Source organism: Pseudomonas sp. EYE_354 (assembly GCF_023148575.1).
In the GTDB taxonomy this organism is placed as follows: Bacteria; Pseudomonadota; Gammaproteobacteria; order Pseudomonadales; family Pseudomonadaceae; genus Aquipseudomonas.
Genome location: NZ_JAHXNQ010000004.1, coordinates 52,767 through 78,918 on the forward strand (window position 1 = coordinate 52,767; position 26,152 = coordinate 78,918).

27 protein-coding genes are annotated in these 26,152 nt (G+C 61.2%); 16 read left to right on the forward strand and 11 right to left on the reverse strand.

The window, feature by feature from the left end:
- The first annotated feature begins 192 nt into the window (after positions 1 to 192).
- Positions 193 to 471, forward strand: coding sequence for a DUF3509 domain-containing protein (locus KZX66_RS06710; RefSeq protein ID WP_010208870.1), 279 nt, complete (start codon positions 193 to 195; stop codon positions 469 to 471).
- Between the two features lie 52 nt (positions 472 to 523).
- On the opposite strand, the gene KZX66_RS06715 is transcribed toward KZX66_RS06710, so the two are convergent.
- The 4 genes from KZX66_RS06715 to aroC form a co-directional block, all read right to left on the reverse strand.
- Positions 524 to 802 (reverse strand): helix-turn-helix transcriptional regulator, encoded by a 279-nt coding sequence (locus KZX66_RS06715; protein WP_248077785.1) that lies wholly within the window; start codon positions 800 to 802, stop codon positions 524 to 526.
- A 211-nt stretch (positions 803 to 1,013) separates the two neighbouring features.
- Positions 1,014 to 1,544: an acireductone dioxygenase gene (locus tag KZX66_RS06720; RefSeq protein WP_248077786.1), complete on the reverse strand. Its 531-nt coding sequence runs from the start codon at positions 1,542 to 1,544 to the stop codon at positions 1,014 to 1,016.
- Positions 1,541 to 2,707, reverse strand: a complete 1,167-nt coding sequence (locus KZX66_RS06725; protein WP_248078182.1) for an MFS transporter — start codon at positions 2,705 to 2,707, stop codon at positions 1,541 to 1,543. The genes KZX66_RS06720 and KZX66_RS06725 overlap by 4 nt, the downstream gene beginning before the upstream one ends.
- Before the next feature lie 4 nt (positions 2,708 to 2,711).
- Complete coding sequence (aroC, locus tag KZX66_RS06730) at positions 2,712 to 3,803, reverse strand: chorismate synthase (protein ID WP_248077787.1); 1,092 nt, start codon at positions 3,801 to 3,803, stop codon at positions 2,712 to 2,714.
- 142 nt (positions 3,804 to 3,945) lie between these two features.
- Here aroC and KZX66_RS06735 point away from each other — a divergent pair, with 142 nt between their 5' ends.
- Together KZX66_RS06735 and KZX66_RS06740 are read left to right on the forward strand one after the other, a co-directional pair.
- A complete protein-coding gene (locus KZX66_RS06735) occupies positions 3,946 to 4,905 on the forward strand; it encodes an alpha/beta fold hydrolase (protein ID WP_248077788.1) in 960 nt (319 codons plus the stop codon).
- A gap of 99 nt (positions 4,906 to 5,004) precedes the next feature.
- On the forward strand, positions 5,005 to 5,811 hold the full coding sequence (locus KZX66_RS06740) for a hypothetical protein (RefSeq protein ID WP_248077789.1): 807 nt from the start codon (positions 5,005 to 5,007) through the stop codon (positions 5,809 to 5,811).
- 88 nt (positions 5,812 to 5,899) lie between these two features.
- On the opposite strand, the gene prmB is transcribed toward KZX66_RS06740, so the two are convergent.
- Entirely contained in the window at positions 5,900 to 6,808 is a 909-nt protein-coding gene (prmB, locus tag KZX66_RS06745) for a 50S ribosomal protein L3 N(5)-glutamine methyltransferase (RefSeq protein WP_248077790.1), read from the reverse strand.
- Positions 6,809 to 7,046: 238 nt separating this feature from the next.
- Here prmB and KZX66_RS06750 point away from each other — a divergent pair, with 238 nt between their 5' ends.
- From KZX66_RS06750 to KZX66_RS06760, 3 genes are all read left to right on the forward strand, one after another.
- Positions 7,047 to 7,637, forward strand: coding sequence for a cysteine hydrolase family protein (locus KZX66_RS06750; protein WP_248077792.1), 591 nt, complete (start codon positions 7,047 to 7,049; stop codon positions 7,635 to 7,637).
- 135 nt (positions 7,638 to 7,772) lie between these two features.
- Complete coding sequence (locus tag KZX66_RS06755; protein WP_248077794.1) at positions 7,773 to 8,093, forward strand: hypothetical protein; 321 nt, start codon at positions 7,773 to 7,775, stop codon at positions 8,091 to 8,093.
- Positions 8,094 to 8,167: 74 nt separating this feature from the next.
- Complete coding sequence (locus KZX66_RS06760) at positions 8,168 to 8,725, forward strand: Smr/MutS family protein (protein WP_248077796.1); 558 nt, start codon at positions 8,168 to 8,170, stop codon at positions 8,723 to 8,725.
- 44 nt (positions 8,726 to 8,769) lie between these two features.
- Here the strand turns inward: KZX66_RS06760 and KZX66_RS06765 are convergent, their stop codons facing one another.
- Both KZX66_RS06765 and KZX66_RS06770 read right to left on the reverse strand, forming a co-directional pair.
- Entirely contained in the window at positions 8,770 to 8,958 is a 189-nt protein-coding gene (locus KZX66_RS06765) for a hypothetical protein (protein WP_248077798.1), read from the reverse strand.
- Complete coding sequence (locus KZX66_RS06770; protein WP_248077800.1) at positions 8,955 to 9,725, reverse strand: zeta toxin family protein; 771 nt, start codon at positions 9,723 to 9,725, stop codon at positions 8,955 to 8,957. The genes KZX66_RS06765 and KZX66_RS06770 overlap by 4 nt, the downstream gene beginning before the upstream one ends.
- 144 nt (positions 9,726 to 9,869) lie before the next feature.
- Between KZX66_RS06770 and folE the strand changes: the two genes are divergently transcribed.
- Entirely contained in the window at positions 9,870 to 10,415 is a 546-nt protein-coding gene (folE, locus tag KZX66_RS06775) for a GTP cyclohydrolase I FolE (RefSeq protein ID WP_019826593.1), read from the forward strand.
- Positions 10,416 to 10,515: 100 nt separating this feature from the next.
- Positions 10,516 to 10,887, forward strand: coding sequence for a glutathione S-transferase N-terminal domain-containing protein (locus KZX66_RS06780; RefSeq protein WP_248077802.1), 372 nt, complete (start codon positions 10,516 to 10,518; stop codon positions 10,885 to 10,887).
- Positions 10,888 to 10,954: 67 nt separating this feature from the next.
- Here the strand turns inward: KZX66_RS06780 and KZX66_RS06785 are convergent, their stop codons facing one another.
- Positions 10,955 to 11,557: a glutathione S-transferase family protein gene (locus KZX66_RS06785; RefSeq protein WP_248077803.1), complete on the reverse strand. Its 603-nt coding sequence runs from the start codon at positions 11,555 to 11,557 to the stop codon at positions 10,955 to 10,957.
- Between the two features lie 10 nt (positions 11,558 to 11,567).
- Positions 11,568 to 12,734, reverse strand: a complete 1,167-nt coding sequence (locus KZX66_RS06790) for a PLP-dependent aminotransferase family protein (protein ID WP_248077804.1) — start codon at positions 12,732 to 12,734, stop codon at positions 11,568 to 11,570.
- Between the two features lie 82 nt (positions 12,735 to 12,816).
- Between KZX66_RS06790 and KZX66_RS06795 the strand changes: the two genes are divergently transcribed.
- From KZX66_RS06795 to KZX66_RS06805, 3 genes are all read left to right on the forward strand, one after another.
- On the forward strand, positions 12,817 to 13,251 hold the full coding sequence (locus tag KZX66_RS06795; RefSeq protein ID WP_248077805.1) for a MarR family transcriptional regulator: 435 nt from the start codon (positions 12,817 to 12,819) through the stop codon (positions 13,249 to 13,251).
- Between the two features lie 264 nt (positions 13,252 to 13,515).
- Positions 13,516 to 14,847, forward strand: a complete 1,332-nt coding sequence (locus tag KZX66_RS06800; protein ID WP_248078184.1) for an NCS2 family permease — start codon at positions 13,516 to 13,518, stop codon at positions 14,845 to 14,847.
- Between the two features lie 63 nt (positions 14,848 to 14,910).
- Positions 14,911 to 15,537, forward strand: coding sequence for a LysE family translocator (locus KZX66_RS06805; RefSeq protein ID WP_248077806.1), 627 nt, complete (start codon positions 14,911 to 14,913; stop codon positions 15,535 to 15,537).
- A gap of 25 nt (positions 15,538 to 15,562) precedes the next feature.
- Here KZX66_RS06805 and KZX66_RS06810 read toward each other — a convergent pair whose 3' ends face one another.
- Together KZX66_RS06810 and uraH are read right to left on the reverse strand one after the other, a co-directional pair.
- Entirely contained in the window at positions 15,563 to 20,785 is a 5,223-nt protein-coding gene (locus KZX66_RS06810) for a DUF6543 domain-containing protein (RefSeq protein ID WP_248077807.1), read from the reverse strand.
- Positions 20,786 to 20,960: 175 nt separating this feature from the next.
- Positions 20,961 to 21,314 (reverse strand): hydroxyisourate hydrolase, encoded by a 354-nt coding sequence (gene uraH / locus KZX66_RS06815; protein WP_248077808.1) that lies wholly within the window; start codon positions 21,312 to 21,314, stop codon positions 20,961 to 20,963.
- Positions 21,315 to 21,692: 378 nt separating this feature from the next.
- Between uraH and puuE the strand changes: the two genes are divergently transcribed.
- From puuE to KZX66_RS06840, 5 genes are all read left to right on the forward strand, one after another.
- A complete protein-coding gene (puuE, locus tag KZX66_RS06820; protein ID WP_248077809.1) occupies positions 21,693 to 22,619 on the forward strand; it encodes an allantoinase PuuE in 927 nt (308 codons plus the stop codon).
- Positions 22,616 to 23,131: a 2-oxo-4-hydroxy-4-carboxy-5-ureidoimidazoline decarboxylase gene (uraD, locus tag KZX66_RS06825; protein ID WP_248077810.1), complete on the forward strand. Its 516-nt coding sequence runs from the start codon at positions 22,616 to 22,618 to the stop codon at positions 23,129 to 23,131. The genes puuE and uraD overlap by 4 nt, the downstream gene beginning before the upstream one ends.
- Before the next feature lie 41 nt (positions 23,132 to 23,172).
- On the forward strand, positions 23,173 to 24,168 hold the full coding sequence (gene alc, locus KZX66_RS06830) for an allantoicase (RefSeq protein WP_248077811.1): 996 nt from the start codon (positions 23,173 to 23,175) through the stop codon (positions 24,166 to 24,168).
- Between the two features lie 82 nt (positions 24,169 to 24,250).
- Complete coding sequence (locus tag KZX66_RS06835; RefSeq protein ID WP_248077812.1) at positions 24,251 to 24,754, forward strand: ureidoglycolate lyase; 504 nt, start codon at positions 24,251 to 24,253, stop codon at positions 24,752 to 24,754.
- 51 nt (positions 24,755 to 24,805) lie between these two features.
- The gene (locus KZX66_RS06840) at positions 24,806 to 26,089 is read left to right on the forward strand and encodes a urate hydroxylase PuuD (RefSeq protein ID WP_248077814.1); all 1,284 of its coding nucleotides are present in this window, start codon (positions 24,806 to 24,808) and stop codon (positions 26,087 to 26,089) included.
- Positions 26,090 to 26,152: the final 63 nt, after the last annotated feature.

Sequence of the window (26,152 nt, forward strand, 5' to 3'; positions counted from 1 at the left end):
CCTATGTGCACCGTCCGAGTAGCGCAAAATGCAGGATGCACGATGGCCATTCATGCAAATTGCACGAAATTGAAAATTCATAGAACTTGTAATGTATTGATTTATAAGAACATTTTTATAATTCAATAGCTGGCACAATCACTGCACCTATCTCTCCATGCTTGCCCACTTGAGCCAATGGAGCTGATAGACATGAGCCTGATCCAAGATAAATTCGCTTCAGTATTCTCCAACTATGACGTCACCACCCAGCCACGCCCTGACGGCGGCATCCTGTTGACCCTGCGCAACAGTGAAGGCAAACAGGTCAAGCGCTCGATCTCTTACCAACAGTTGCACACCGCCGATCAACTGACCTGGGTCATCAGCGCCATTCGCCGTGACTTGGCCGAACAGGCCAGCGACCTGCCGCAGATTTCGATGTTGCAAAGCCAGAACCGCTTTGCCTTGCCGACCTACCACTCGGCTTAAACCACGCACTACAAAGAAGGGCCGCGACGCCGTTGAGCGTCGCGGCCCTTTTTCATGGGCTCGCCACAAGGCCCTGGCGCGTCGCCTCATTCATGGCCTGCACGCGGTTGGTCACTTCCAATTTGCCGTAGATATTGCGCAAGTGGAACTTGACCGTGGCCTCGGACGTGGCACGGATCTGGCTGATCTCCCACACGGTCTTGCCTTCCGAGGCCCAGCGCAGGATCTCCAGCTCCGCCGGAGTCAGGGGCTTGCCGGATAAATTCAGGCGCCGTCTCACGGCGTTGGGCACACGATAAAGCGGCGGGCTCGGTTCCTCTGGGCCATTCATTACGTTCTCTCCTTTCTTATTGGCGCATGCCTATTACCGTTCGGATTCCTCCTATAGACAGGCGATATAAACGTTGAGGCCGCAGAGAGTTACATAACGGATGGAATCAGTGCGCAGAGAGGCCAACAAACAGCCGATCCCTACAAAAACTTAGGCTTCTTCCCACAGCAACTTCCACCTTACCGGGGTTGAAGAGCCTAATCAGTGGACCTCAGTCGTCCAAGCCTGGGAAACGACGGGCAATAGCGTCGCGAGTGAACTCGGGCGCTGCGCCTTTTTGCCCACTGGATAAACGCAATGCCACCACATGCGGGTTCTCACCCATATCAAACCAGTGCGCCACGCCTGCCGGGATGATCAACAGATCGTTTTTCTCACAGCGCACGGCGTAGACGTAATCGCCAGCGTGCACGTTGAACAAGCCCTGGCCGGCGATGAAAAAAAGCGCCTCATCTTGTTTATTGCGTCGCTCATCAAGGTACTGCGCGCGCAGTTCGGCGTTCTGTGGGTGCTCGCTGGTGATGCTGAGCACGTCCACGTGCGCGTAGCCAAGGGCGTCGACTTGCGTCCGGTACGCCGCGATCATCGCAGCGTCGCTGGCGCCCTTCTCGATCGGGCTGGGCTGCCAGCGCTCGAACCGCACGCCGTGCTCGGCCAGAGCGGCGGCGATGTCGTCGGCATGGGTCAGCACCTTGTTCGGGGTATCCGGCGTAGTAACGGAGTAGACGGCGACATAACTCATTGAAGGGTTCCTTGGTTCTGCTCGTGCATTCGAAGACCAATGATAACGGCTGCGGCCAGGGCGGCGACGCTGGCGATACTAAAGGTGAAGGTGGGCCCCAGCAGGTTCCAGCTATAGCCGGAATACAGCGCGCCCAGCGCACCGCCGGTGCCGGCCAGAGCGGCGTACAGGGCTTGGCCCTGGCCTTGTTGTTTATCGCCGAAACTGCGTTGTACAAAGGCAATCGCGGCCGCGTGAAAGCTGCCGAACGTGGCGGCGTGCATCACCTGCGCCAGCAGCAGCACCCAAAAGTATTCGGCAAACGAGCCCAACAGCAACCAACGCAGCGCCGCCAACAGGAAACTGGCCAGCAGCACCCGGCGCACCGAAAAGCGCGTGAGGATGCGGCTCATGCCCAGGAACATCAGCACTTCGGCCACCACCCCCAGGGCCCACAGCATACCGATCACGCCTCGGCTGTAGCCCAAGTGTTCGAGGTGCAGGGTGAGGAAGGTGTAGTACGGGCCATGGCTCATTTGCATCAATGCCACGCAAACGTAAAACGCCAGCACGCCAGGGCTGCGCAGTTGCCTGAGGAACCCATCGCCCGCCAGGCGATTACCCCCGGTCGCAGGCTGCGCGTTCGGCACCCACAGGCTGGCGCCAATGATGCCGGCCATGATCACCACAATGACCACCGGATAAATGTCCAGGCTCAGCCAATCGAACAGGCGGCCCATTATCACAACGGTGAGGATAAAACCGATGGAGCCCCACAAGCGCACCTGGCTGTAGCGCGATGTCTGGTGTTGCAAATGAGCCAGGGTGATCACTTCAAACTGAGGCAGCACCGCGTGCCAGAAGAACGCATGCAAGGCCATCACCAGCGCCAGCCAGGCATAGGTTTTGCTGACGAAAATCAGCGAAAAACTGATCAGCGTGCACACCGCGCCAAAACGCACGATGGCCAGGCGTCGGCCGCTGTAGTCCCCCAGCCAGCCCCACAGGTTGGGGGCCACGCAACGCATCAGCATGGGAATGGCCACCAGCTCACCGATGCGCGCGCTGGAGAAGCCCAGATGATCGAAGTACAGCGCGAGGAACGGCGCTGTCGCCCCGAGCAGGGCGAAGTAGAACAGGTAGAAGCTGGAAAGGCGCCAATAAGGAAGGGCTGTCACAACCAGCCCGTCACAGCTGGCCCAGCACCGGTGTGCTCACACGCACATCCGCGTTTTGCCCACGGTTGCGCAGCAGGTGATCCATCAGCACGATGGCCATCATCGCCTCGGCAATCGGCGTGGCACGGATACCGACGCACGGGTCGTGACGGCCCTTGGTAATCACGTCCACCGGATGACCGTGTACATCGATTGAGCGGCCCGGCGTGGTGATGCTCGACGTGGCCTTGAGCGCCAGGTGCGCAACGATCGGCTGGCCGGAGGAAATACCACCGAGGATGCCGCCGGCGTTGTTGCTGAGGAAGCCTTCAGGGGTCAGCTCATCGCGGTGTTCGGTGCCCCGCTGGGAGACACACGCGAAGCCGGCGCCGATTTCCACGCCCTTGACTGCGTTGATGCTCATCAGCGCATGGGCCAATTCTGCGTCGAGGCGGTCGAAGATCGGTTCGCCCAGGCCAGGCTTCACGCCTTCGGCCACCACGGTGATTTTGGCGCCCACCGAGTCCTGATCACGGCGCAACTGGTCCATGTAGGCTTCCAGCTCCGGCACTTTGTCCGGGTCCGGGCAGAAAAAGGCGTTGTCCGCCACGCAGTCCCAAGTCTTGAACGGAATCTCGATCGGGCCCAACTGGCTCATGTAGCCACGGATCACGATGCCCTGGGTGGCCAGGTACTTCTTGGCAATGGCGCCGGCGGCCACGCGCATCGCGGTTTCGCGCGCCGAGCTGCGGCCACCGCCACGGTAGTCGCGTTCGCCGTATTTGTGGTGGTAGGTGTAGTCGGCATGGGCCGGGCGGAACAGGTCCTTGATCGCCGAGTAGTCCTTGGACTTCTGGTCGGTGTTGCGGATCAGCAGGCCGATAGAGCACCCGGTGGTGCGGCCTTCGAACACGCCGGAGAGGATCTCGACTTCGTCGGGCTCCTGGCGCTGAGTGGTGTGGCGACTGGTGCCGGGCTTGCGCCGGTCGAGGTCACGCTGCAGGTCTTCCAGGGACAGCTCGAGGCCGGGCGGGCAGCCGTCGACAATGGCGACCAACGCCGGGCCATGGCTTTCGCCCGCGGTGGTGACAGTGAACAGCTTGCCGAAGGTATTGCCGGACATGCAGAGCGCTCCGTGAAATCAGTTGAATCAAGTCAACCGTAATAACTTAAGGCGGCCAGTATACGCAGGCTAACCGACTAGTTCATCCTCGAAACCTTCCCGGTAGGCGCCTGTCCAACCGGCACCTTCCCATGATGGCGCGATGATGCTTCGAGTTCTGCTGCTAACCCTCACCTTGTTTACCGCCGTGGCCCACGCCGCCCCTGTCGTGCTGCAACGGCCCATCAGCCTGGACACCGGCAGCGGCGAGCTGTTTGGCTCGCTGTTACTGCCACAGTCGGATAAACCCGTGCCTGTGGTGCTGATCATCGCCGGCTCCGGGCCCACCGATCGTAACGGCAACAGCGCCGACGGCGCGCGCAACGACAGCCTCAAGCGCCTGGCCTGGGTGCTCGCCCGGCACAATATCGCCAGCGTGCGCTATGACAAGCGCGGTGTGGCCGCCAGCCTCGCCGCCACGCCGGACGAGCGCAATCTGACCCTCGACGCCTACGTCGCCGACGCGGTGGCCTGGGGCCAATTGCTCAAGGCCGACAAGCGCATGGGCCCGCTGATTGTGCTCGGTCACAGCGAAGGCGCGCTGGTGGCCGCCCTCGCGGCGCCGCAGTTGGACCCTGCAGGCGTCATCTCCCTGTCCGGCAGCGCACGCCCGGTGGACCAGGTGATCCGCCAGCAACTGGCTGACCACATGCCACCTGCGCTGCTGCTGCGCAGCAATGAAATCCTCGATCATCTCAAGGCCGGCCAAGTGGACACCGACGTGCCTGCCCCGCTTCAGGGAATTTTCCGCCCCAGCGTCCAGCCTTATCTCATCAGCCTGTTTCGCGCCGACCCCGCGGCGGCCTTCGCCAAACTGCACATGCCTGCGCTGATCATCCAGGGCACCAACGATATTCAGGTCGGTGTCGGCGACGCCAGGCAGCTCAAACGCGCCAAACCCGACGCGCAGTTGACGCTGATCGAAGGCATGAACCACGTGATGCGCATCGTGCCCAACGAGGTCAAACAGCAACTGGCCTCCTACAACGACCCGCAATTGCCCCTCGCCGCTGAGCTGGGCGACCGTGTAGTACGGTTTATCGCCGGACTTCAATCCCGTTAAGCGACAAATTGCCTCCAGTCCTGGCGACAGCGGCCGATAAGCCCAGGGTCGACAGAAACAAGACAGTCGACTCGCTGGGCTTGGACAGGATCGCACCGCATGACAACCTCTGAAGCAATACCCGAACCGACCGCCGAAACCGCGGTTGAAACGACCGAGGCCACCAACACCGCCCCCCTGCCGTGGGCGGACGTTCAGGCCGAGCATTTCAAGATGCTGCGCCTGGCGCCCCTGGCAACTGACCGCGCCACCGGCGTGCGGCCGCTGCGGTTCGTGCAGTTCGGTTATGCCGAGCGCAATGACAAGCATCACAGCCTGCTGCGCATGGTTATCCAATTGCCCGGTCAGCGTGTGCGGCGCGAGCAGAACCATCTGGATATCTGGGTCGATCACGACACCCATCGCGTGCATTTCGGCCCGGGCAACAGCCTGGAGATCGAACCGGCCAACAGGGGGATCGGCCGTTTCCTGGTGGCCCAAGGCGCGGCGTGGGCGAAAAAGAAGTGGTCACACTACCGTGTCGACGGTGTCGACCTGGCCAACAAGGACGCGCTCAACGAAGCCACACGCCTGCGCCGCGATCACTTCCTGCGTGTCCAGGGCTTTGATGTGGCCTACGCCGATGTGCAGCATTTGAAAGGTAACGTGCAGCCGGGCAAGGTCAGCGATGTGCTGGACAGCTGGAACACCGAGAAGGTGCAGTTTGTCGAGATCCTTGAAGCCGCGCAGATGCTGCAACAGGCTGAGCACAACCTGCTGGAGCAGGAAGTGAAGCTGCGCAAGGAAGAAGAAAAGGTCACCAAGTTCAAGCGCGAGGACAGCGGTCTGCGCTTTACCATCACCTGCCTGGTGGCGTTTACCGTGTTTCAGGCGGGCTTGTTGATCTGGATTGCCACTCACCGGTAAGTCACGATTTACCTGTGCATACCGAATGCAATTGTGGGAACGGGCTTGCTCGTTCCCACATTAAATCCAGCCTTTTCAACCTGTCAGGTTAAACCCGCGCAGCAAACACCGCCTGATGCGCCCGGCACTGCTCGGCCGTGAGCATGAATACCCCATGCCCACCGCGCTGGAACTCCAGCCAGGCAAAGTCCACCTCCGGGTACAGCGCTTCGACGTGCACCTGGCTGTTGCCCACTTCGACAATCAGCAAACCCTTCTCGGTCAGATGGTCCGCCGCTTCGGCGAGCATCCGGCGTACCAGGTTCAAGCCATCGTCGCCACAGGCCAGACCCAGCTCCGGTTCGTGCTGGTACTCGTCCGGCATGTCAGCGAAATCTTCGGCATCCACGTACGGAGGGTTCGACACGATCAGGTCAAAACGCTGCCCCGGCAGGCCATCAAAGCCGTCGCCCTGCACGGTGTACACGCGCTCGTCCACGCCATGACGCTCGATATTCTGGTTAGCCACCTCCAGCGCTTCGAAGGACAAATCGCCCAACACCACTTCGGCGTCCTGGAACTCGTACGCGCAGGCGATGCCGATGCAGCCGGAGCCCGTGCACAGATCAAGGATGCGAGCTGGCGGCTGGGCCAACCAGGGCTCGAAGCGGTTTTCGATCAGTTCGCCAATCGGTGAGCGCGGGATCAACACTCGCTTGTCGACGATGAACGACATGCCGCAGAACCAGGCCTCACCCAGCAGGTAAGCGGTGGGCACGCGCTCATGGATGCGCCGATGCAGCAAACGCTGCACGTGGGAGATTTCCTCTTCCTCCAGGTTGCAGTCCAGGTAGCTGTCGGCAATTTCCCACGGCAGGTTCAAGGCGCCGAGCACCAATTGCCGAGCTTCGTCCCAGGCATTGTCGGTACCATGGCCAAAAAACAGGTCTTCCCCATGGAAACGGCTGACAGCCCAACGGATATGGTCGCGCAGAGTGCGCAGGCGGGAAGTGATCACGGGGCAAGCTCCTGGAAAAAACGACTGGCGATTCTAACAGCCTTCGCCTGTACCGACGATGTACGAAAACGTGTTGCCATACGTCGGATTTCATCCAATTTGCCGGCTTTGTAATAAACAAGCCCACCTCTTGACATGGCTGCACGCCAGCAACGGCGTACCTTACGATCGTAGCGATTCACAGAACCGCTCAGCCAGTGGACAATGTCGCAAAAGCCCCCCTCACAGGAGCCCCAGAATGTCCGTTCCAAAGACGATGTTTCAACTCAGCGGTCGTGGTTACGCAGCTGCCAACCTTGCCCATGCGACCCTCGTGATCATCGACGCCCAGAAGGAATACCTCAGTGGCCCACTCGCCCTTTCGGGCATGGACGCCGCCGTCGGCAACATCAAACAACTGGTCGGTGCTGCACGCAACGCCGGGCGCCCGATCGTGCATGTGCGCCACTTGGGCACCGTCGGCGGCCTGTTTGACCCGCAAGGCGAGCGCGGGGAGTTCATTCCCGGCCTCGAGCCTGAAGGTGACGAGACCATCATCGGCAAGCTGCTGCCGAGCGCTTTCCACGGCACTGGCCTGGAAAAACACCTGCAGGACCTCGGTTCCCTGGACCTGATCGTCTGCGGCTTCATGAGCCACTCCAGCGTCAGCACCAGCGTGCGCGCCGCCAAGAACCTGGGCTTTCGCTGCACCCTGGTGGAAGACGCCTGTGCCACCCGTGACCTGCCCTATAAAGGCGGCATCCTGACTGCCGAGCACGTGCAGCAGACGGAGATGGCAATCATGGCCGACAACTTCGCCACCCTCGCGCTGACCAAAGACCTGATCTGATCGACCTCCCGGTGAGCGGTGCTTCAGTGGCCCGCTCATCTGCAAAGCCTGCTCATTTGGCGCATTTGCCTCCCGTACAGGAACAACCTGTGCATCTTCCGGTCGAAGGGCCGATACCCTGGAGGAAAGGTCGGAATGAAGATATCCGATGGTTTTGACGCTCGTCGCTTGCGCCCCAAGGGCCCGAGCAATTGGCGTCTGCGCCTGGTGGCCGGCATTGCCGCACTGCTGGCGATCGTAGGTCTGTTGTTGGCCGGCGCTGGTGGCGCCGGTTTGTTGGGTCACTCGCCGGCGCTCGGGGAACTGAATGCCAGCCCAGGCGGTGCAGCCCTCTTGCTCGGCGTCGGGCTGGTGGTGCTGTGGTTGGGCGTGTGGTTGTGGCGCCGCAGCCGGCGCAAAATGCGCCAGCCGCTGTCGCTGAACATCGCCTCACACCTGATGAAAAAGCACGACTAGTGGCGCTTGGATAGCGTTTCCTGCGCCCGGGCCGCCGCGATTAGGTAAACTGCCCGCCCTTCGCGGAGGCTGACATGCAAGACGACGACTTTTCCCTGTTCAAAAACGAGCTGCGCGGCGTCAAGCCGATCAAGCACGACCGCGCCGACACCGGCAAACCCAAGGCTGACCGGGCGCAGATCGCCAAACTGCGCCAGGCCGCGACCGTGCGCACCGACGCCACCACGGTCGATGGCCTGTCGGACCAGTTCGTGATCGACGTGGGCCCTGAAGATGAGCTGATGTGGGCGCGCGACGGCGTGCAGGAAAGCCAGATACGTAAGCTCAAGGCCGGTCAGATCCCCTTCGAAGGCAGCCTGGACCTGCACGGCATGACCGTAGAGAAAGCCCGCGAAACCCTGTGGGCCTTCCTGGCCGAAGCCACCAAGTTCGAAATCCGCTGCGTGCGCGTCACCCACGGCAAGGCCGTGCGCCTGGATGGCAAGCGGCCAATGATCAAAAGCCACGTCAATACCTGGCTGCGTCAGCATGCCCAGGTACTCGGCTTTACCTCGTGCCAGGCCCGCCACGGCGGCGCGGGTGCGGTGTATGTGATGCTCAAGCGTACGATGATGGAAGGGCGCGACGAGTAAAAATAAAAAAGCCCAGTACGCTGGCTGGGCTTCCTTTTTCGCGTCTATTCGCTGGCGAGCTCTTTAGCCCTTTTTTCTCTAGCCAGGGAAATCACGGCTTTTTGCATCGTGATCGCAGTATTGGCTGCGCTTCGATAAACCGCTCGCCTCTCTTCTACCGAACAGCTTCGGAAAAAATCGGACAGGGTCGTTGAAGGGTATTTTTCTAATGCTTCCGTGATTTCGCCTTTCATGAGGCTACTCCGGTCAACAATTGCTCAAGTTGATCTGGATGGTAGGGCTGCCTGACCAGTTCGTCAATTTCGTCGGTTGAAAGGTCAATACCAATCTCGGCGTCGCTTCCATCGGTGTCTTTTAGAATGACGTCGACCTGAAGATCTCCCAGAAACTCACGTTTCAGTTGGCATACGGTTACCTTGGATGCGTAGAACTGGCGTACGAATTCCATGCAGGGGATATTTCTGCCTTCTATGGCCTCACGCGCAAGCACAAACTCCCACGCCAGTTGCGGCTTCTGATAAACATAGATGACTTGAACCGACCGGTTTGCCTTATCAAGCGCACGTTGAACATTTTTTCGCGCAACGTCGAGATTCGCCAGTGTCCCATCCAGAATAAACGACTGCTGCTGCTGGTAAACAAGGTCAATGGCCCGCTCAACCATGACAGTTACACCACGCTGAAAAAGACTCGAATTCGCACCGGTGTACTCGGGAAAATACGCTCTGAAATCGTCTGGGTCGATACGAAGAGCCTTGGCACCATGGATTTCCATCAATTGGATAAAGGACTTTGATACTTCCGTCTTACCCGCGCCAGGAGAACCGGCCATAAAGACCGAGACGGGATACTCTTCGCCTGGATAGCGCTCCAAACAAGCCAATTCCCTGGCTATGCGTGTCCGATTAGCCTTGGCAAAAAGCACGGCCCGCTCAGAAATGCTTCGTTCCAGTGGTGTCCTTGAGTCCTCCTGACTGGAGACCGACTCTAACATCAGCATCGACCAGGAATACACCTGTCGGCATACCTACGCTACTATGTGCGCCAATAATCAGCGCACACTGCGGTATTTGCGGTGAAAAAACGCTTCACATTGGTACAGGCATACACCGTACCGTTCTGCAACCCATACGGAAACAGTGCTGTGACATTGGAACAGAATTACACCGCGATCCTCGGCCAACTCGGCGAGGACGTCTCCCGCGAGGGCCTGCTCGACACGCCCAAGCGTGCCGCCAAGGCAATGCAGTACCTCTGCCGCGGTTATGAGCAGACGCTCGAAGAAGTCACCAACGGTGCCTTGTTCAGCTCCGACAACAGCGAAATGGTGCTGGTCAAGGACATCGAGTTGTACTCGCTGTGCGAACACCACCTGCTGCCGTTTATCGGCAAGGCCCACGTGGCGTATATCCCCAGCGGCAAGGTGCTGGGGCTGTCCAAGGTCGCGCGGATCGTCGACATGTATGCGCGCCGCCTGCAGATCCAGGAAAACCTCAGCCGCCAGATCGCCGATGCAGTGATGCAAGTGACCGGCGCCCTGGGCGTGGCCGTGGTGATTGAAGCCAAGCACATGTGCATGATGATGCGCGGTGTGGAGAAACAGAACTCTTCGATGATCACCTCGGTGATGCTCGGAGAGTTCCGCGAAAACGCGGCCACTCGCAGCGAATTCCTCAGCCTGATCAAGTAACGGGCCGGGTAGGAAAAACCGGCGTTCATCGCCGGTTTTTTTTCGTCTGCAGAAATCAGGTAAGCTGCGCCCCCTCAGTTCTGGGCAAGAGGTAACAGCCATGTTCGTCAAAGCACTTCGAGTGGGCCTCGGCCACGTCATCATCGCGGGCGACTTCCTGACCCGTCCACGCAAAAAGCAGCGCCCGGCCGAACAACAGGCGCAGGTCAATGCGGCGGCCAAAGGCCTGACGCTGTATCAATTCCACGCTTGCCCGTTCTGTGTGAAGACCCGTCGCACCCTGCACCGCCTGAACGTACCGGTGGCGTTGAAGGATGCGAAAAACAACGAGCAGGACCGCCAGACCCTGCTGGAGCAAGGTGGCAAGATCAAAGTGCCGTGCCTGCGCATCGAAGAAAACGGCCAGACCACCTGGATGTATGACTCCAAAGTGATCATCGATTACCTCGACAAGCGCTTCGCCGCGATCTGACCGACACCGACCCGCTATGGGGGTTGTGTGAGCGGTCCTACATCCGCTGCCACCATTTGACCGGCGTTTAATCCAGCATCGCCACATGTTTGGGATGGCTGGCCACGCGCTTCAACCACGCCTGCACGGCCGGGTAAGGCGTCAAATCAAACCCGCCTTCGTGGGCTACATGGGTGTAGGCATACAACGCGATATCGGCGATCGAATATTGCTCGCCCACCAGGTACGGCGTGGCCTGCAACTGACGCTCCATGACCCGCAGGGCTTTGTAACCGCCCTTGTGGGTGGTCTTGTACTCCTCAAGACGATCCTCGGGCATGTTCAGGTAAAACTGGATAAACCGCGCTACCGCAATGTACGGCTCGTGGCTGTACTGCTCGAAGAACTGCCATTGCAGCACTTGGGTGCGCAGGCGCGGCTCGGTCGGCAGAAATTCGCTGCCGTCGGCCAGGAAGTTGAGGATCGCGTTGGACTCCCACAGGCATGTGCCGTCTTCCAGTTCCAGCACCGGGATCTTGCCGTTGGGGTTCTTGGCCAGGAACTCTGCGGTCTGGGTATCGCCCTTTAGGATGTCGACATCCACCCACTGGTACGGAATGCCCAGCAGGTTGAGCATCAACTTGACCTTGTAGCAGTTGCCCGAACGGTAATCGCCATAAACCTTGTACATGGGGCTCCCCTTATGCCGCTTGCGCGTGCTGTGCTTGACGGACCACCGCGGCCAGGCGCTTGAGACCTTCGTCCAGGCGGGCCGGGTCGATATGACTGAAATTGAGGCGCAACGAGCCCAGGTGTCGGTCCGGCTCGGAGAAGAACGGTTCACCGGGCATAAACGCGACGTTCTGCTCCAGCGCTTGGGCCAATAAGGTGCGGGTATCCAGCGGTTGTTTCAAGGTCAGCCAGAAGAATAATCCGCCCTGGGGCACTTGCCAGTCGGCCAGCTCACCAAAGTGGCGCTCGAGGGCGGCCTGGAAAGCATCGCGGCGCTCGCGGTAAAAATGGCGCAGTTGCCCCAGATGGTGCTGGTATTTTTCTGTGCCGATCCACTGCATCGCCTGCCATTGGCCCACACGATTGGTGTGCAGGTCGGCCGATTGCTTGAGCTTGAGCAGATGCGGGAACAGGTCGGGACTGGCGATCAGGTAACCCACACGCAGTCCGGGCAACAGGGTCTTGGACACGGTGCCGGTGTAGATCCAGCTGGCTTTGGTCAGGCGGCTGACGATGGGCTGCGCGCTGGCGCCGTCGAAGCTCAGTTCGCGGTAGGGCTCGTCTTCGATCAGGGTCACGCCGAACTCATCGAGCAAGGCCGCCACGGCGTCGCGCTTGGCGTCGCTGTAGCGCACGGCCGAGGGGTTCTGGAAGGTCGGGATCAGGTAGATGAATGCCGGGCGATGGCGCTCCAGGTTGTCGCGCAACGCGGCCAAGTCCGGGCCGTCGGCTTCCAGTTGCACGGTGAGGCATTCGGCGCCGAACAGTTGGAAGATCTGCAACGCGGCCAGGTAGGTCGGGCCTTCCAGCAGGATCTGCGTGCCTTTGTCGATATACAGCTTGGCCGCCAGGTCCAGGGTTTGCTGGGAGCCACTGACCACCAGCACTTGGCTGGCCTGGCACGGCACGCCCAGTGCGCGGGCTTCGGCGGCGAGCAGTTCGCGCAGCTGCGGTTCACCTTCGCTCATGCCGTACTGGCCGATGTTCAACGGCATGTCGTCCCAGTTCAGCGCGGGCAACATGGCTTCGGCCGGCAGACCGCCGGCGAACGACATCACTTCCGGGCGCTGGGCCGCCGCGAGAATTTCCCGGATCAGGGAGCTTTTAAGGCGTGTCACACGTTCAGAGAAGGCCATGGAGGTCACCGCTAGCGAAGGCTGTAGGAAATACGTCAAACTGGTTGACCGAAATTACGCCGACCCGAGTAGATACGTCAATATGCTTGACCTTAAAAACCAGACCAGCCAGCAACAAGCCATGGAGGCGTTCTTCTTCGGCTATCAGGCGTTTACCGCCAAGGCTGACGAAATGCTCGAGCGTCGCGGCCTGAGCCGGGTGCACCAGCGCATCGTTTTTTTTATCGCGCGCTACCCGACGTTGAGCGTGAAGGAGCTGTTGGAATTACTCGGTGTGAGCAAGCAGGCGCTGAATATGCCACTGCGCCAATTGCAGGAAATGCATCTGGTGGACAGCGTTGCGTCCGCGACCGACAAGCGCAAACGCCTGCTGCAATTGACCGAAGAGGGGCTGCGTTTCGAGCAGTCGTTACGCCGTGAACAGGTGAAGTTGTTGCAACGCGCGTTCAATGAGGCCGGCGAAGAGGCGGTGAACGGATGGTTGGCGGTGAACCAGGCACTTGCGGGCCAACCTTGAGCCCCTGAAGCGCCGCTGCGCGTCCCAACGTGCACAAACCCGCTCGCCACAGGCGTCATGTGGGCGTTGCCTTTCATCTCTTTCGCACACAAAATACAAAACATTATTTGCTTTATTTGTATACAAAAGCATAATTCGCTTCGTGCGAGTTCCTGACCTTTCAGTCAACAAACCCGCAGGTACCTCACAGCGCCTTGGCGCTGGACATAACAATAAAATGCTTGAGGAGTACTCGCTGTGGATAGCCGCAAATCCGAAGCCCCGCTGGACCTTGCCCCGCCAAACCTCGCCCCCGTCAAGCAGGGCTGGCTGGAACGCCTGTTCAAATTGAGCGTGCATGGCACCACAGTGAAGACCGAGCTGATCGCCGGCCTCACCACCTTCATCACCATGGCCTACATCATCTTCGTCAACCCCAACATCATGGCCGACGCCGGCATCGATCACGGCGCCGCGTTCGTCGCCACCTGCATTGCCGCAGCACTCGGTTGCCTGTTGATGGGCCTGTACGCCAACTGGCCCGTGGGGCTGGCGCCGGGCATGGGTTTGAATGCGTTTTTTACCTACACCGTGGTCGGAACCATGGGCTACAACTGGGAAACCGCGCTGGGCGCGGTGTTTATCTCGGGCGTGCTGTTCATGATCCTGACCCTGTCGCGCATTCGCGAATGGCTGCTGAACAGCATCCCGGTGAGCCTGCGCCATGCCATGGGCGCAGGTGTCGGTCTGTTTCTCGGGGTGATCGGCCTGAAGACCGCCGGCATCATCGTCGACAGCCCGGCCACGCTGATCAAGCTGGGTTCACTGCATGAACCGGCGCCACTGCTGGCGGCCATCTGCTTTTTGCTGATCGCGATCCTCAGCTATCACCGTGTATTCGGCGCGATCCTGCTGAGCATCATCGCCGTGACGCTGGCCGGCTGGGGCCTGGGCCTGGTGCAGTATCAGGGCATCGTCGCCACCCCGCCGAGCCTGGCGCCGACCTGGATGGCCATGGATGTGATGGGCGTGTTCAACGTCAGCATGATCAGCGTGGTGTTTGCCTTTCTGTTTGTGCACATGTTCGACACTGCCGGCACCTTGATGGGCGTGGCCCAGCGCGCCGGTCTGGTGAACCCCGACGGCAGGATCGAAAACCTCTCCCGCGCTTTGAAAGCCGACAGTGCGTCCAGCGTGTTCGGCGCCATGGTCGGCGTGCCCCCGGTAACCAGCTACGTAGAAAGTGCCGCGGGCGTGGCCGCCGGTGGGCGCACCGGGCTGACAGCCGTCACGGTGGGCGTATTGTTTGTGGCGGCGATGTTTTTTGCACCGCTGGCAGGCATGATTCCTGCCTATGCCACGGCGGGCGCGTTGATCTACGTGGCGATGCTGATGATGAGCGGCATGGCGCATATCGAATGGGACGAAGCCACCGACAGCATTCCGGCGATCGTCACCATGATCATGATGCCGCTGACCTTCTCGGTCGCCGATGGCATCGCCCTGGGCTTTATCACGTACGTGGCGCTCAAGGCCGGCACCGGCAAGCACAAGGAAATTTCCTTGAGCCTGTGGGCGTTGTGCGCAATTTTCATCGCCAAGTTTGTCTTCCTGTAAATCGGGAAGTGGCGAACACTGCCTCGCCTTCGGACGGGGCTTTTGCATGATTGGAGAACTGTAATGAGTGTGGAAACCTGGCTGCTGTTCAGCGCCGCTGCCTTGATCGTGATCCTGATTCCAGGCCCCCTGTCGTTGCTGATGATCAGCAACAGCCTCAACTACGGCCTGCGCCGTTCGTATCCGGCCTTTCTCGGCGGAGTGTTTGCCTCGATCTGTCTGTTGAGCGCTTCGGCCCTGGGCCTGGGCGCGCTGTTGCTGGCCTCGGAGCAGCTATTCAGCGCCTTGAAGATCGCCGGTGCGCTGTATCTGTTCTACCTCGCCTGGCAGAGTTGGCAGCAATCGCGCCTGCCGTCCCAGGGCGCGGTTGTGCCGCAAGCGGCTGCGGTGCCGCGCTTTCGTGCCTTGTTTGGCCGCGCCTTTGTACTGGGCGCCAGCAACCCCAAGGACATCCTGTTTTTTGCCGCGTTCCTGCCGCAGTTTCTCAGCAGTGAGCAACCGTTTTTACCGCAGTTGCTGATCATGATCGCCACCTGGACCGTGCTCGACCTGCTGTGCAAGCTGGCTTACGGCCTCGGCGCCCATGGTGCTGCGCGGTACCTGCGCAGCGGCAAGGGCCAGAGTTGGTTCAATCGCGTGAGCGCCGGGTTGTTTGGCGGCGCCGGGGCCGCATCGTTGCTCAGCCACTGACCCCCCTCCCTTAAGCCGGTCGAACCTATGGCAGGTCGGCCGGCCTGATGAAGTACACGGTGGGCGGGTTGACGTTCTGGATCCCCGCGAACAGTTTGACCAGCCGCCCCTGCTCCTGGGCCGCCTGGAATGGCTTGTAGATGTCCGGGTGCAATCTGCTCTTATCCATTAGCCAGGCATGCGACATCGCGCGTTCTCTGCCGAGCTTCATGGAAAGGCTTCGACCGTCCAACCATTTGATCAACACGAAATACCGGTTACCAGATGCCGGGTGCGTGCAGTCCAAGTGAAGGTATTGAGGATGGTGTGGAACGGGCACTCGCTTGACCACAAACCCCTGGCGCCTGAGAACATCGCTGACCGCATCGGCGCTGGCGGTTACCCGAGCGTGTGTGGTCGCCCTGTCACCAGTGCGCCTGCTGAATAACTTTACGTCCAGGGCAGCAGGCAGGTAGAAGTCCACCCGTTCGAAGCCTCCCACTTCAGTGTCCGCGCCGACATAAAGCGTGCCTTTCTTGCGTGGGCTCAGCGGCCGCAGCATGGTCAGCAAATCATCGGTTTCAACCATTGCGCCTACGCTGCGAGGCGTCCATTTATTCAGCGCCGCGCGGATGTTCAACAGGCGGGTACCGGTCACAGCGGTGCCCGCATCGGCCAGCTCCACCAAACGGCGCGTGACCTGCTGAACGCTTGAGGGGGTCAGGTCCGGGAAGCGCGCGCCCATTGAAGCAGGCAGCGGCTGACTGAACAGCGGTTCGCGCGCCGTCCAGCGCAGGTCTTCGCCAAAGGTGAAAGGCGCAGGTTGCTGGGGAAGGTTCTCACTCAGGCAGCGGGTCAACTGATCGATGCTCTGCATGAGCTCGCCCCTGGGCTTGAGGAAAACCACATCGGATTGGGACTGGGCGCCGGCCGGGAGCGTGTCGTAATAGTGCTCGCCTATTTTCAGCAGCGCCCCTCGTCGCCCATCGGCGATGTACAACCGTTTGTCCGGCACCAACTCCCTGACCTGGGCGGCGTCCAGCGCCTGCCCCCATTCGCGCCAGTAACTGGTGAGGTTGTGGGCGCGTTTTGTCAGGTCTCCGGCCAGATACTGCGAGGGCGGGGCCCAACTGACCGGGGTGGACGACGGGGTGGGCTGCCAGAAAGGCCCCGCGCCGGCACTGGTCCCCGGCTGTGGCTCCAACCGGTCCGCGCCCAGCAACCAATCCCGTGGTTCCTCGACGTACACGAACAGCTCGTTTTCTCCTGGTGTCTGCCGGTTTCTGAAACGCAACCGCTGCTCGCCTTCACGCTGGTAGACGCCAAAACGCTGGCCGTTGGCGTCGGGCACATAGTGTTCGCCGTTGCGTATGAATGTGCCCTTGTCCAGCGGCGCCTTCAGCTCGATGGCCTCGCTGGCGGCGCCGGGCAGCTTATAGAGGTCCACGCCCTTGAGCCGGATGGGCGACGGCGGCGGCCCCACAGCCAGGGTGCCCAGCCTGCGATAACCGCGACGCAAGTGCCTTAACGCCGAGCCCATCAAGCGTCCAGACGCGCCCGTCAGCGGCTTGGCCACCGCGCCTGCCCCTTTGACCGGCACAAACGTCAGCGCCACCTCGATCAGCACTTGATGCAGGGTGATGGCCAACTCGACAGCATCGTCGGCACTGCCACTGTGATAAAACCGGCGCGCAGCCACCAGCGCCTCATAAGCCAACACCCCCAGCCCCACCAGCGGTATCAGCGCCAGCAGCCCACGGGTCACCCGCGCGGTGGCTTCATCCTGGCGCCAGGCGCGATAGGCTTGCAGGCTGTGCCTGGAATTGGATTCGGCGCGCGCCTGACGCTGCACCTGCAGCACGTGCGCGTGGGCCAGCAGCCCGAGCATGTCCTCGGCGTTCGTGGCGCTGATCCCCAGCCATTGTTGCGGATCAGCGTCGCGCTGCTCGTGCAGTTCGGTTTCTATCTCGCTCAGGGTCGTCGCCGGAAATACGCGCTTGGTCTGGAACCATTGATACAGGCATCTGCCCACCGCCACGGCCGGGCCGAGCACCGACGAAAGCGTGAATAGTCTGGAGCGCTCCAGCATGCAGCGCCAACGCGAGGCTGGTTCCACTTGTGCCCTGAGCTCGCCGGGGTAGCTGGCCAGTGCTTCGGTTTCGGAGCCGGCGGCGACACTGCTGGCCAACGCGGCGAGGGCCTCCTTCGTCTGCCCTTGCGCCACCAAGGCCTGACGCAAGGCATTGAGGTCGGGGTATTCGGTCAGCGTCGGTAAGCCGTTGGCCTGCGGCCAATACAGCAGGCAATGAGGGCTGTGGCGGTCTTGGATGACCACCATCCCGGCGATGTGTCGCGCCCACGGTAAGGTCAGCGCCTCCAGCCGGACCACGGACAACGACGAAGCAGCCCGTCCCGGCCTAGACGCCGCCTTCAATGCCTGCTCGAACAAACGCACACCTTTGTCGCTCAGCGCGCGCTGCCGGGCATCGATCAACTGCAGTTTCGCCTCGCGCCGAACCGGCCTGCGCAACAACTCATGCAACAGCGGCGCGGCCTGGGCCGTCGCTGCCATGCCGTCCTCGCCATAACACACCTGGAAAATCTTGCGCTCGTAGTGGCCGCCGATATCCAGGGCGGCGATGGTCCTGATCAGGTAGTCCACGTTCAAGCGCGCCCGCCAGGCCGGGTCCAGGCATTTCATGTGGTTCAGGCGCCAGCGGGTCCACGGTGCTTCGGGGTCCAGGTTATGCAGCGCAAGTTGCACAAAGCTGAAGGTGGTGCGCTGGGGACTGACCACGGTTTTCGGTCCGGCCTCACCGGGCAGGCGCTCGGGATGGCCCGCCCAGACCATGCTCACATCGTCGGGTACATCGAACAGCGGGGTGTCGATATTCACCTGCGGGTACACCCCGTCCTGCGTCAGTTGTCGGATCAAGCGTTGACGGCCGAAATGCTCAACGTCCCCCAGGTGCCTGACCAGCCAGCGTTGCAGGTTGAGCGCGCTGTGTTGTTGCCGCACGAACAGTCGTCTGCGCTGCTTGCGCACCGACGCCGGCGCATCCACCGTGCCGACCGGCAGCGCCGCGCTGAGCCGCGCAGCGGCAATCACCAGTTCGATGTTGCTGAGCGCGCGTTCGCGGGCGTCGTTTGACGGCACCTGCAGGTTCCGGGAGGTTTCCATCGCTAACAGGCGCATCGCCAGCGCCGTGTCGCTCACCTCGCTGAACAACCGCTCATTGCGTTGCAGGCGTTCGCGCGCCTCGGCGAAGGCGGCGAGCTGTGCCTGCAGCCCGGCCTTCATGGCATCACCGTCGATCGTTTCGAACGACACCACCGGCACACTCTGTGCAGCCAGGCCCTGGACCCAGGCGCGCGCGGCAGTGCGCTGGCCACGCGCGATGCAGTGCCAGAGCGCGCCCGGTTCGCCCGCGGTGAAACTGGCCTGCACGCGCTGGGACAGCACCGCCAGGGACCTGAACCGTTGCAGGCCACCCTCGCTGCCCGGCACGTACAACAACACCGCCTGGCTGGCGGAAACATCGCCGGGCTCAGCGCCTCCCGCCACCACAAACGCCCCCACCAGCGAGTACCTGGGCTGGGTTTGGCCGCCGATGCTGAGCGCCAGTACCTGGCTGCGGTCAGCCTCACGCGCGCGCGCCGGCGGATCCACCACGGCGCTGATCCGCGCCAGCAAAAGACCATCGATGCGCTTCAAACGATGCTGCAGCTGGGCTTCGGCCACCAGCGCCGAGCCACGGGCGGCCAGCAGGCTTTGCTCCACGCTGTCACCCCCGCCGCCCTTGGCGCGCCAGAACGCCGGGTCATCCAGACGCTCTTCATGCCCATCAAGCAACGCGGCGCAGCGCGCACGTGCCTGTTGCCACTGGTGGTGCAGCGCGACGACGGTGCCGAAGTCCTGGCTTTCCCGGCCGGGATCCAGCGGATCAAGCAGGCTTTGCAAGGCCTGCTCGTGGCGACGCACCTTGGCTTCGCAGGTGCGCAACGGCAGGCGTGTCGAAAGGCTGGCGAAGCTGATTTCCAGGCGCCGGCGCTGCCTGTCACGTTCCAGCAACTGCGCCAGCACGGCTTTCAAGCCGGGCTGCACACAGGCGGCGCTGCGCCCTTGCTCGACATGCAACAAGCGCTCGGCAGGGCTCATGGCGGTCCCCTTGATGGCATTGTCGGGAAACAGGTAGGCGATGTTCACCTCAAGCAATGTGGCCAGTTCGTTGTCCCATTGCACCTGCAACAACGCCTCGGCGCTGTGGGCCAGGGCATCGTCTGTGATCAGCGTGCCCCGGTGGCCTGCGCTCATCGGCGCGCGCCCGTTGATGTTCCAATCGGGCAACCGGTGGCGATCACGCAGGGGCAGCACGCCCCATAACCGTCCCCAATGGGCCTGGGCCAGCGCCGGAAAATCGCGTTGCCAGTGCGCGTACGTGCTGAACTCATAGAACAGCGGGTCCAAGCCCGGCAGGAACAGCACCTGGCGCGTATCGGCAGTGTCGCCGGCATAGAACAGATGCAGCGCACCGCTGAACACAGTCAGGCTGTTGACCTGCCCCGGGCAGACCACGTCGGCCACCTGCAACCCGGCGCGCGCGCCGCCGGCCCGCGTGCGCGCTTGGGCCGTGGGCGCCTCAACCAGGGTCATCAGCATGGCCAGGCCCGTGTCGGAAAGTTGATTCAACGCATGGGCCAACAGCGCATGGTCTGCCACGTAGGTTTTATATAACGCGCACCAGCGCTGACGGCGTGAACACATGTCGCCTTCGGCCAATACCTGCCAGTACGCCGGTGCTGCGGCTTCGATCCGCGTCAGCAGGTCCTCATCCAGCACCTCATCCAACACCTTGTCGGCCAGCGCCCCGACCCGGCACGCCTGTTCACTCAGGTGCTCGGCCCTGGCACAGCTGCGCTCGGCGAGCAGACGCATCACCGTGTCGGTCAAGCTGGGACGCCAGGGCGGGTCGCGGCGGGTCAATGGCACATTGAGCCGCAACGCGTCGGGATCGGTCTGGAAGGTTTCGCGCAGAGCCTGTCGGATCAGTCGACTGATGCGCGGCGAACGCACCAGCGCCTGCTGCAGGACGTGGGCATGCGCGGCGCAGCGCCTCTGAGCGTCATACAACCGGTTGAGCAGGTGACTGGGGTGCGCACTGGTCTGCAGGCGCTCGCTCAATACCCGCTCCCACCAGGCCCGGCCACCGGGTGGGTGGGCCTGTGCCCCTGGGTCGTTTTCCGTAGACAGCAACTGTTCGGGTTCCATGCCTGCATTCGCTCTTCGCTTGAAAAGCGCAGGTTAGGCGGCCGACGCGCACGGCTGGCGTTACATAGATGGCGTCAGGCAGGTGCTGCGGAGGCTGGCGGCCGACGAAAAAAAGCCCGCAGTGTGCGCGGGCGAAACCAACGAAGAGCTTTGGGGGTGTGAAGCGAGGTGACGCTCAGCTACCGCGATAAGTGGAGTAGCTGTAAGGCGAAATCAGCAGAGGGACGTGGTAGTGATCCTGTTCGGCACTGATACCGAAACGCAGCACCACCACATCCAGGAAGGCCGGCTGCGGCAATTGCACGCCACGGGCGCGGTAGTAGTCGCCGGCACTGAACTGCAACTGGTAAACGCCGCTACGGTAGTCATCACCTTGCAGCAACGGCGCATCGCAACGGCCGTCACTGTTGGTCACGGCGCTGGCGACCAGTTCGAGCTGAGCGCCATCGACGCGGTACAGTTCTACCTGGATGGCACTGCCGGGGCAGCCGTGGGCAGCATCCAGTACGTGTGTGGTCAGTCGTCCCATGGCACGGGGCTCCGTTAAGTCGAGTGAAAAGGCCGCCCCTTTACAGGGCACAAAAAATCGGCGACGGGCTGATTAAGACATTTTTCATAAAAATTGTACACAATAAAAACCACAAAGTTTTTCGCAGAGGTTTGGCGCGCCGTCTTAACGATAAATGACCACTAAGCATTGCTTTTAAACAACCTTTCATCCATTTACTGACCAGATGGGCAAGTTTCTTGCAGGTGCATACCGTGACAAGCGCCTGGAAAAAATGCAGAAATACAGGCTTACAAAGTGCGCATCAAGTTGTATACAATCAGCCCATCGCTGTGACGCCACCAGGTCTTTCCGCTGGCTGCCACGCACTTGCTACCACGAACAAGAAGGAAGACTGCAGTGAGCGCTGACTACCCACGCGACCTGATCGGTTACGGCAGTAACCCTCCTCACCCCCACTGGCCGGGCAAGGCACGCATCGCGTTGTCTTTCGTACTCAACTACGAAGAAGGTGGCGAGCGCAATATTTTGCATGGCGACAAAGAATCCGAAGCGTTCCTCTCGGAAATGGTCTCGGCCCAGCCGTTGCAGGGTGAGCGCAACATGAGCATGGAGTCGCTGTACGAATACGGCAGCCGTGCCGGCGTGTGGCGCATCTTAAAGCTGTTCAAAGCATTCGATATTCCGCTGACCATCTTCGCCGTGGCCATGGCTGCCCAGCGCCACCCGGATGTGATCCGTGCCATGGTCGAGGCCGGCCACGAGATCTGCAGCCACGGCTACCGCTGGATCGACTATCAGTACATGGACGAGGCCCAGGAGCGCGAGCATATGCTCGAAGCCATCCGTATCCTCACCGAGCTGACCGGCGAACGCCCCCTGGGCTGGTACACCGGACGCACCGGCCCCAACACCCGTCGTTTGGTGATGGAAGAAGGTGGTTTCCTGTATGACTGCGACACCTACGACGACGACCTGCCCTACTGGGAACCTGACACCCCCACCGGCAAGCCGCACCTGGTGATCCCCTACACCCTGGACACCAACGACATGCGCTTCACCCAGGTGCAGGGTTTCAACAAGGGTGATGACTTTTTCGAGTACCTAAAGGATGCCTTCGACGTGCTTTACGCCGAAGGGGCCGAGGCGCCGAAGATGCTCTCCATCGGCCTGCATTGCCGCCTGATCGGCCGCCCGGCGCGCCTGGCCGCATTGAAGCGCTTTATCGAATACGCCAAAAGTCATGAGCAGGTGTGGTTCACCCGCCGTGTGGACATCGCCCGTCACTGGCACGACACCCACCCGTACACGGGAGCGGCGAAATGACGGCGTTCAAGACCCTCAAGCCATCGACCCTGAGCCGCGATGCCTTCGTCGCCGCCTTCGCCGATACCTACGAACATTCGCCATGGGTGGCCGAAAAGGCCTTCGACCTGGGCCAGGATGCGTCGATCGACCAGATCGAAACCCTGCACCAGCGCATGAGCGACATCCTGTTGAGTGCCGATCATGCCCGCCAGCTGGCCTTGATCAACGCTCACCCGGACCTGGCCGGCAAAGCCGCCGTCCAGGGCCAACTCACCCAAGCCAGTACCGATGAGCAAGCTGGCGCGGGGATTCACCACTGCACGGCCGAAGAGTTCTCACGCTTCACCGAGCTGAACGAGGCCTACAAGGCCAAGTTCAAGTTTCCCTTCATCATGGCGGTAAAAGGCAGCAACCGGCATCAAATCCTGGCCGCGTTCGAAACGCGCATTCACCACTCGGTAGACACCGAGTTCAAGTGCGCGCTGGACGAGATCAACAAGATCGCGTTGTTCCGTTTACTGACCCTCTAAACGACCATCCCCAGCCACTCTATCTAAGGCAGACAAGAAGAATGAAAGCGCAACCGTTACCTTTCGAAAAATTCGTCAACCTGGCCGATGCCCGTCTGGGCACCAAGATTCTCTCGGTGACCGACGACTGGTTTGCTGACGCCAACCGTCTGTTCCAGCCGACCCCGGCCGTGTGGAAGGAGGGCGTTTTCGATGACAACGGCAAGTGGATGGACGGCTGGGAGTCTCGCCGCAAGCGCTTCGAAGGCTACGACAGCGCGGTGATTCAACTCGGCGTACCGGGTTCGATCAAGGGCGTGGACATCGACACTTCATTCTTCACCGGCAACTTCCCGCCGTCGGCCTCCCTGGAAGCCTGTTTCCTGACCTCGGGCGAGCCGGACGAAAACACTCAGTGGACCGAAGTGCTGTCGGCCGTCGAGCTGCAAGGCAACAGCCACCACTACCACGAAATCAACAACGACCAGGCCTTCAGCCACCTGCGCTTCAACATCTACCCGGATGGCGGCGTGGCCCGTCTGCGTGTGTACGGCGTGCCGTACCGCGACTGGTCTTCGGTGGGCGACAACGAACAAGTTGACCTGGCAGCCGCACTCAATGGTGGCCGCGCGCTGGCCTGCTCCGACGAGCACTTTGGGCGCATGAGCAACATCCTCAACCCAGGCCGTGGCGTCAACATGGGCGATGGCTGGGAAACCGCGCGTCGTCGTACCCCGGGCAATGACTGGGTGATCGTCGCATTGGGCCACCCAGGCGAGGTGGAAAAAATCATCGTCGACACCCTGCACTTCAAAGGCAATTACCCGGACACCTGCTCGATCCAGGGCGCCTTCGTCAAGGGCGGCACCGACAGCCAGATCGAAACCCAATCGCTGTTCTGGCGCGAACTGCTGCCGGCGCAGAAACTGGAAATGCACGCCGAACACACCTTCGCCGAGCAGATCAAGGCACTGGGCCCGATCACCCATATCCGCCTGAACGTGTTCCCGGATGGCGGTGTGAGCCGCCTGCGGGTTTTGGGCAAGGTCTCCAAATAACACCCGATCGGACGCAGAGCGTCCAGGCAGCGTTCCCACGCAGAGCGTGGGAACGATCTATAGACAAGATAAGAAGACAGCCATGCGCACATTGATGATCGAACCGCTGACCAAAGAAGCCTTCGCCCCTTTCGGAGACGTTATCGAAACCGACGGCAGCGATCACTTCATGATCAACAACGGCTCGACCATGCGCTTTCACAAGCTGGCAACGGTAGAAACCGCACAGCCTGAGGACAACGCAATCATCAGCATCTTCCGCGCCGATGCGCTGGAGATGCCGCTGACCGTGTGCATGCTGGAGAGACACCCGCTGGGCAGCCAGGCCTTCATTCCGCTGCTCGGCAACCCCTTTCTGATCGTGGTCGCGCCACTTGGCGATGCACCTGTATCAGGCTTGGTCCGCGCCTTCGTTACCAACGGCAGGCAGGGCATTAATTACCATCGCGGCGTCTGGCACCACCCGGTGCTGACGATCGAAAAGCGGGATGACTTCCTGGTGGTTGATCGCAGTGGCACAGGCAATAACTGCGATGAGCATTTTTTCAAAGAGGATGAGCGGTTGATCCTCGCCCCCCACCAATAAGAGAAGGCCGGATCACCCGACAACAAGGGTGACAGGCGAGAGGTAAAGACTGTGGAAGCACATCTGTTGGAATGGCTGAACCTTAGCGTGCGCTGGGTTCACATGATCACTGGCGTCGCCTGGATCGGCGCTTCTTTCTACTTTGTCTGGCTGGAAAACAACCTTAATCGCGTCAACCCCAAGAGCGGCCTGGCCGGTGACTTGTGGGCGATCCACGGTGGCGGCATCTACCACCTGGAAAAATACAAACTGGCGCCGCCGACCATGCCGGACAACCTGCACTGGTTCAAATGGGAAGCCTACTTCACCTGGATGTCAGGCGTTGCGCTGCTGTGCGTGGTGTTCTACCTCAACCCGACGCTGTACCTGCTCGCCCCCGGCAGCAGCCTGAGCGGCACCGAAGGCGTCTTGCTGGGCATCGGTTCACTGTTCGCCGGTTGGTTCATCTACTCCTTTCTCTGCGACTCGGCCCTGGGCAAACGCCCTGCCCTGCTTGGTTTCATCCTGTTCGTGCTGTTGATTGCGGCGGCCTACGGCTTCAGCAAAGTGTTCAGTGGCCGTGGCGCCTACCTGCACGTGGGTGCGGTGATCGGCACCATCATGGTGGGTAACGTGTTCCGCATCATCATGCCGGCGCAACGCGCGCTGGTGGCGGCCATCGCCGAGAACCGCACCCCGGATCCGGCCCTGCCGGCCAAGGGCCTGCTGCGCTCACGCCACAACAACTATTTCACCTTGCCGGTGCTGTTCATCATGATCAGCAACCACTTCCCGAGCACCTACGGCAGCCAATACAACTGGCTGATCCTGGCCGGGATCGCGGTGGCGGCGGTGTTGGTGCGCCACTACTTCAACACCCGGCACAACAGCCAGAAATATGCGTGGACCTTGCCGGTTGGCGCCCTGGCGATGATCAGCCTGGCGTACGTCACCGGGCCCAAGCCGGCCGAGCCGATTGCCAAGGCACCGGCAGCCATTGAGTACCAGCCACTGCCGGAAACGGCATTGGGCGGTGGCGTGAAACCCGCCGCACCTGCCGCACCCGCCGTGGAACCCGCACCCGCGCAGGCCACCACGGACTTCGCCCAGGTCCACAGCGTGATCGAACAACGCTGCACCGTGTGCCACTCGGCCAAGCCGACCAGCCCGCTGTTCAGCACCGCCCCGGCCGGCGTGATGTTCGATACGCCGGCGCAGATCCAGCAGCAAGCGGCGCGCATTCAAGCACAGGCCGTGGCGAGCCAGATCATGCCGCTGGGCAACATCACGCAGATGACCCAGCAGGAGCGGGACTTGATCGGCACCTGGATCAATCAAGGGGCACGTACCAACTGACAGCCTGATGCAAATCCGGTGGTGCGGGTTTGCCCGCACCCACAGGGTTTGCGTTGCCATAGA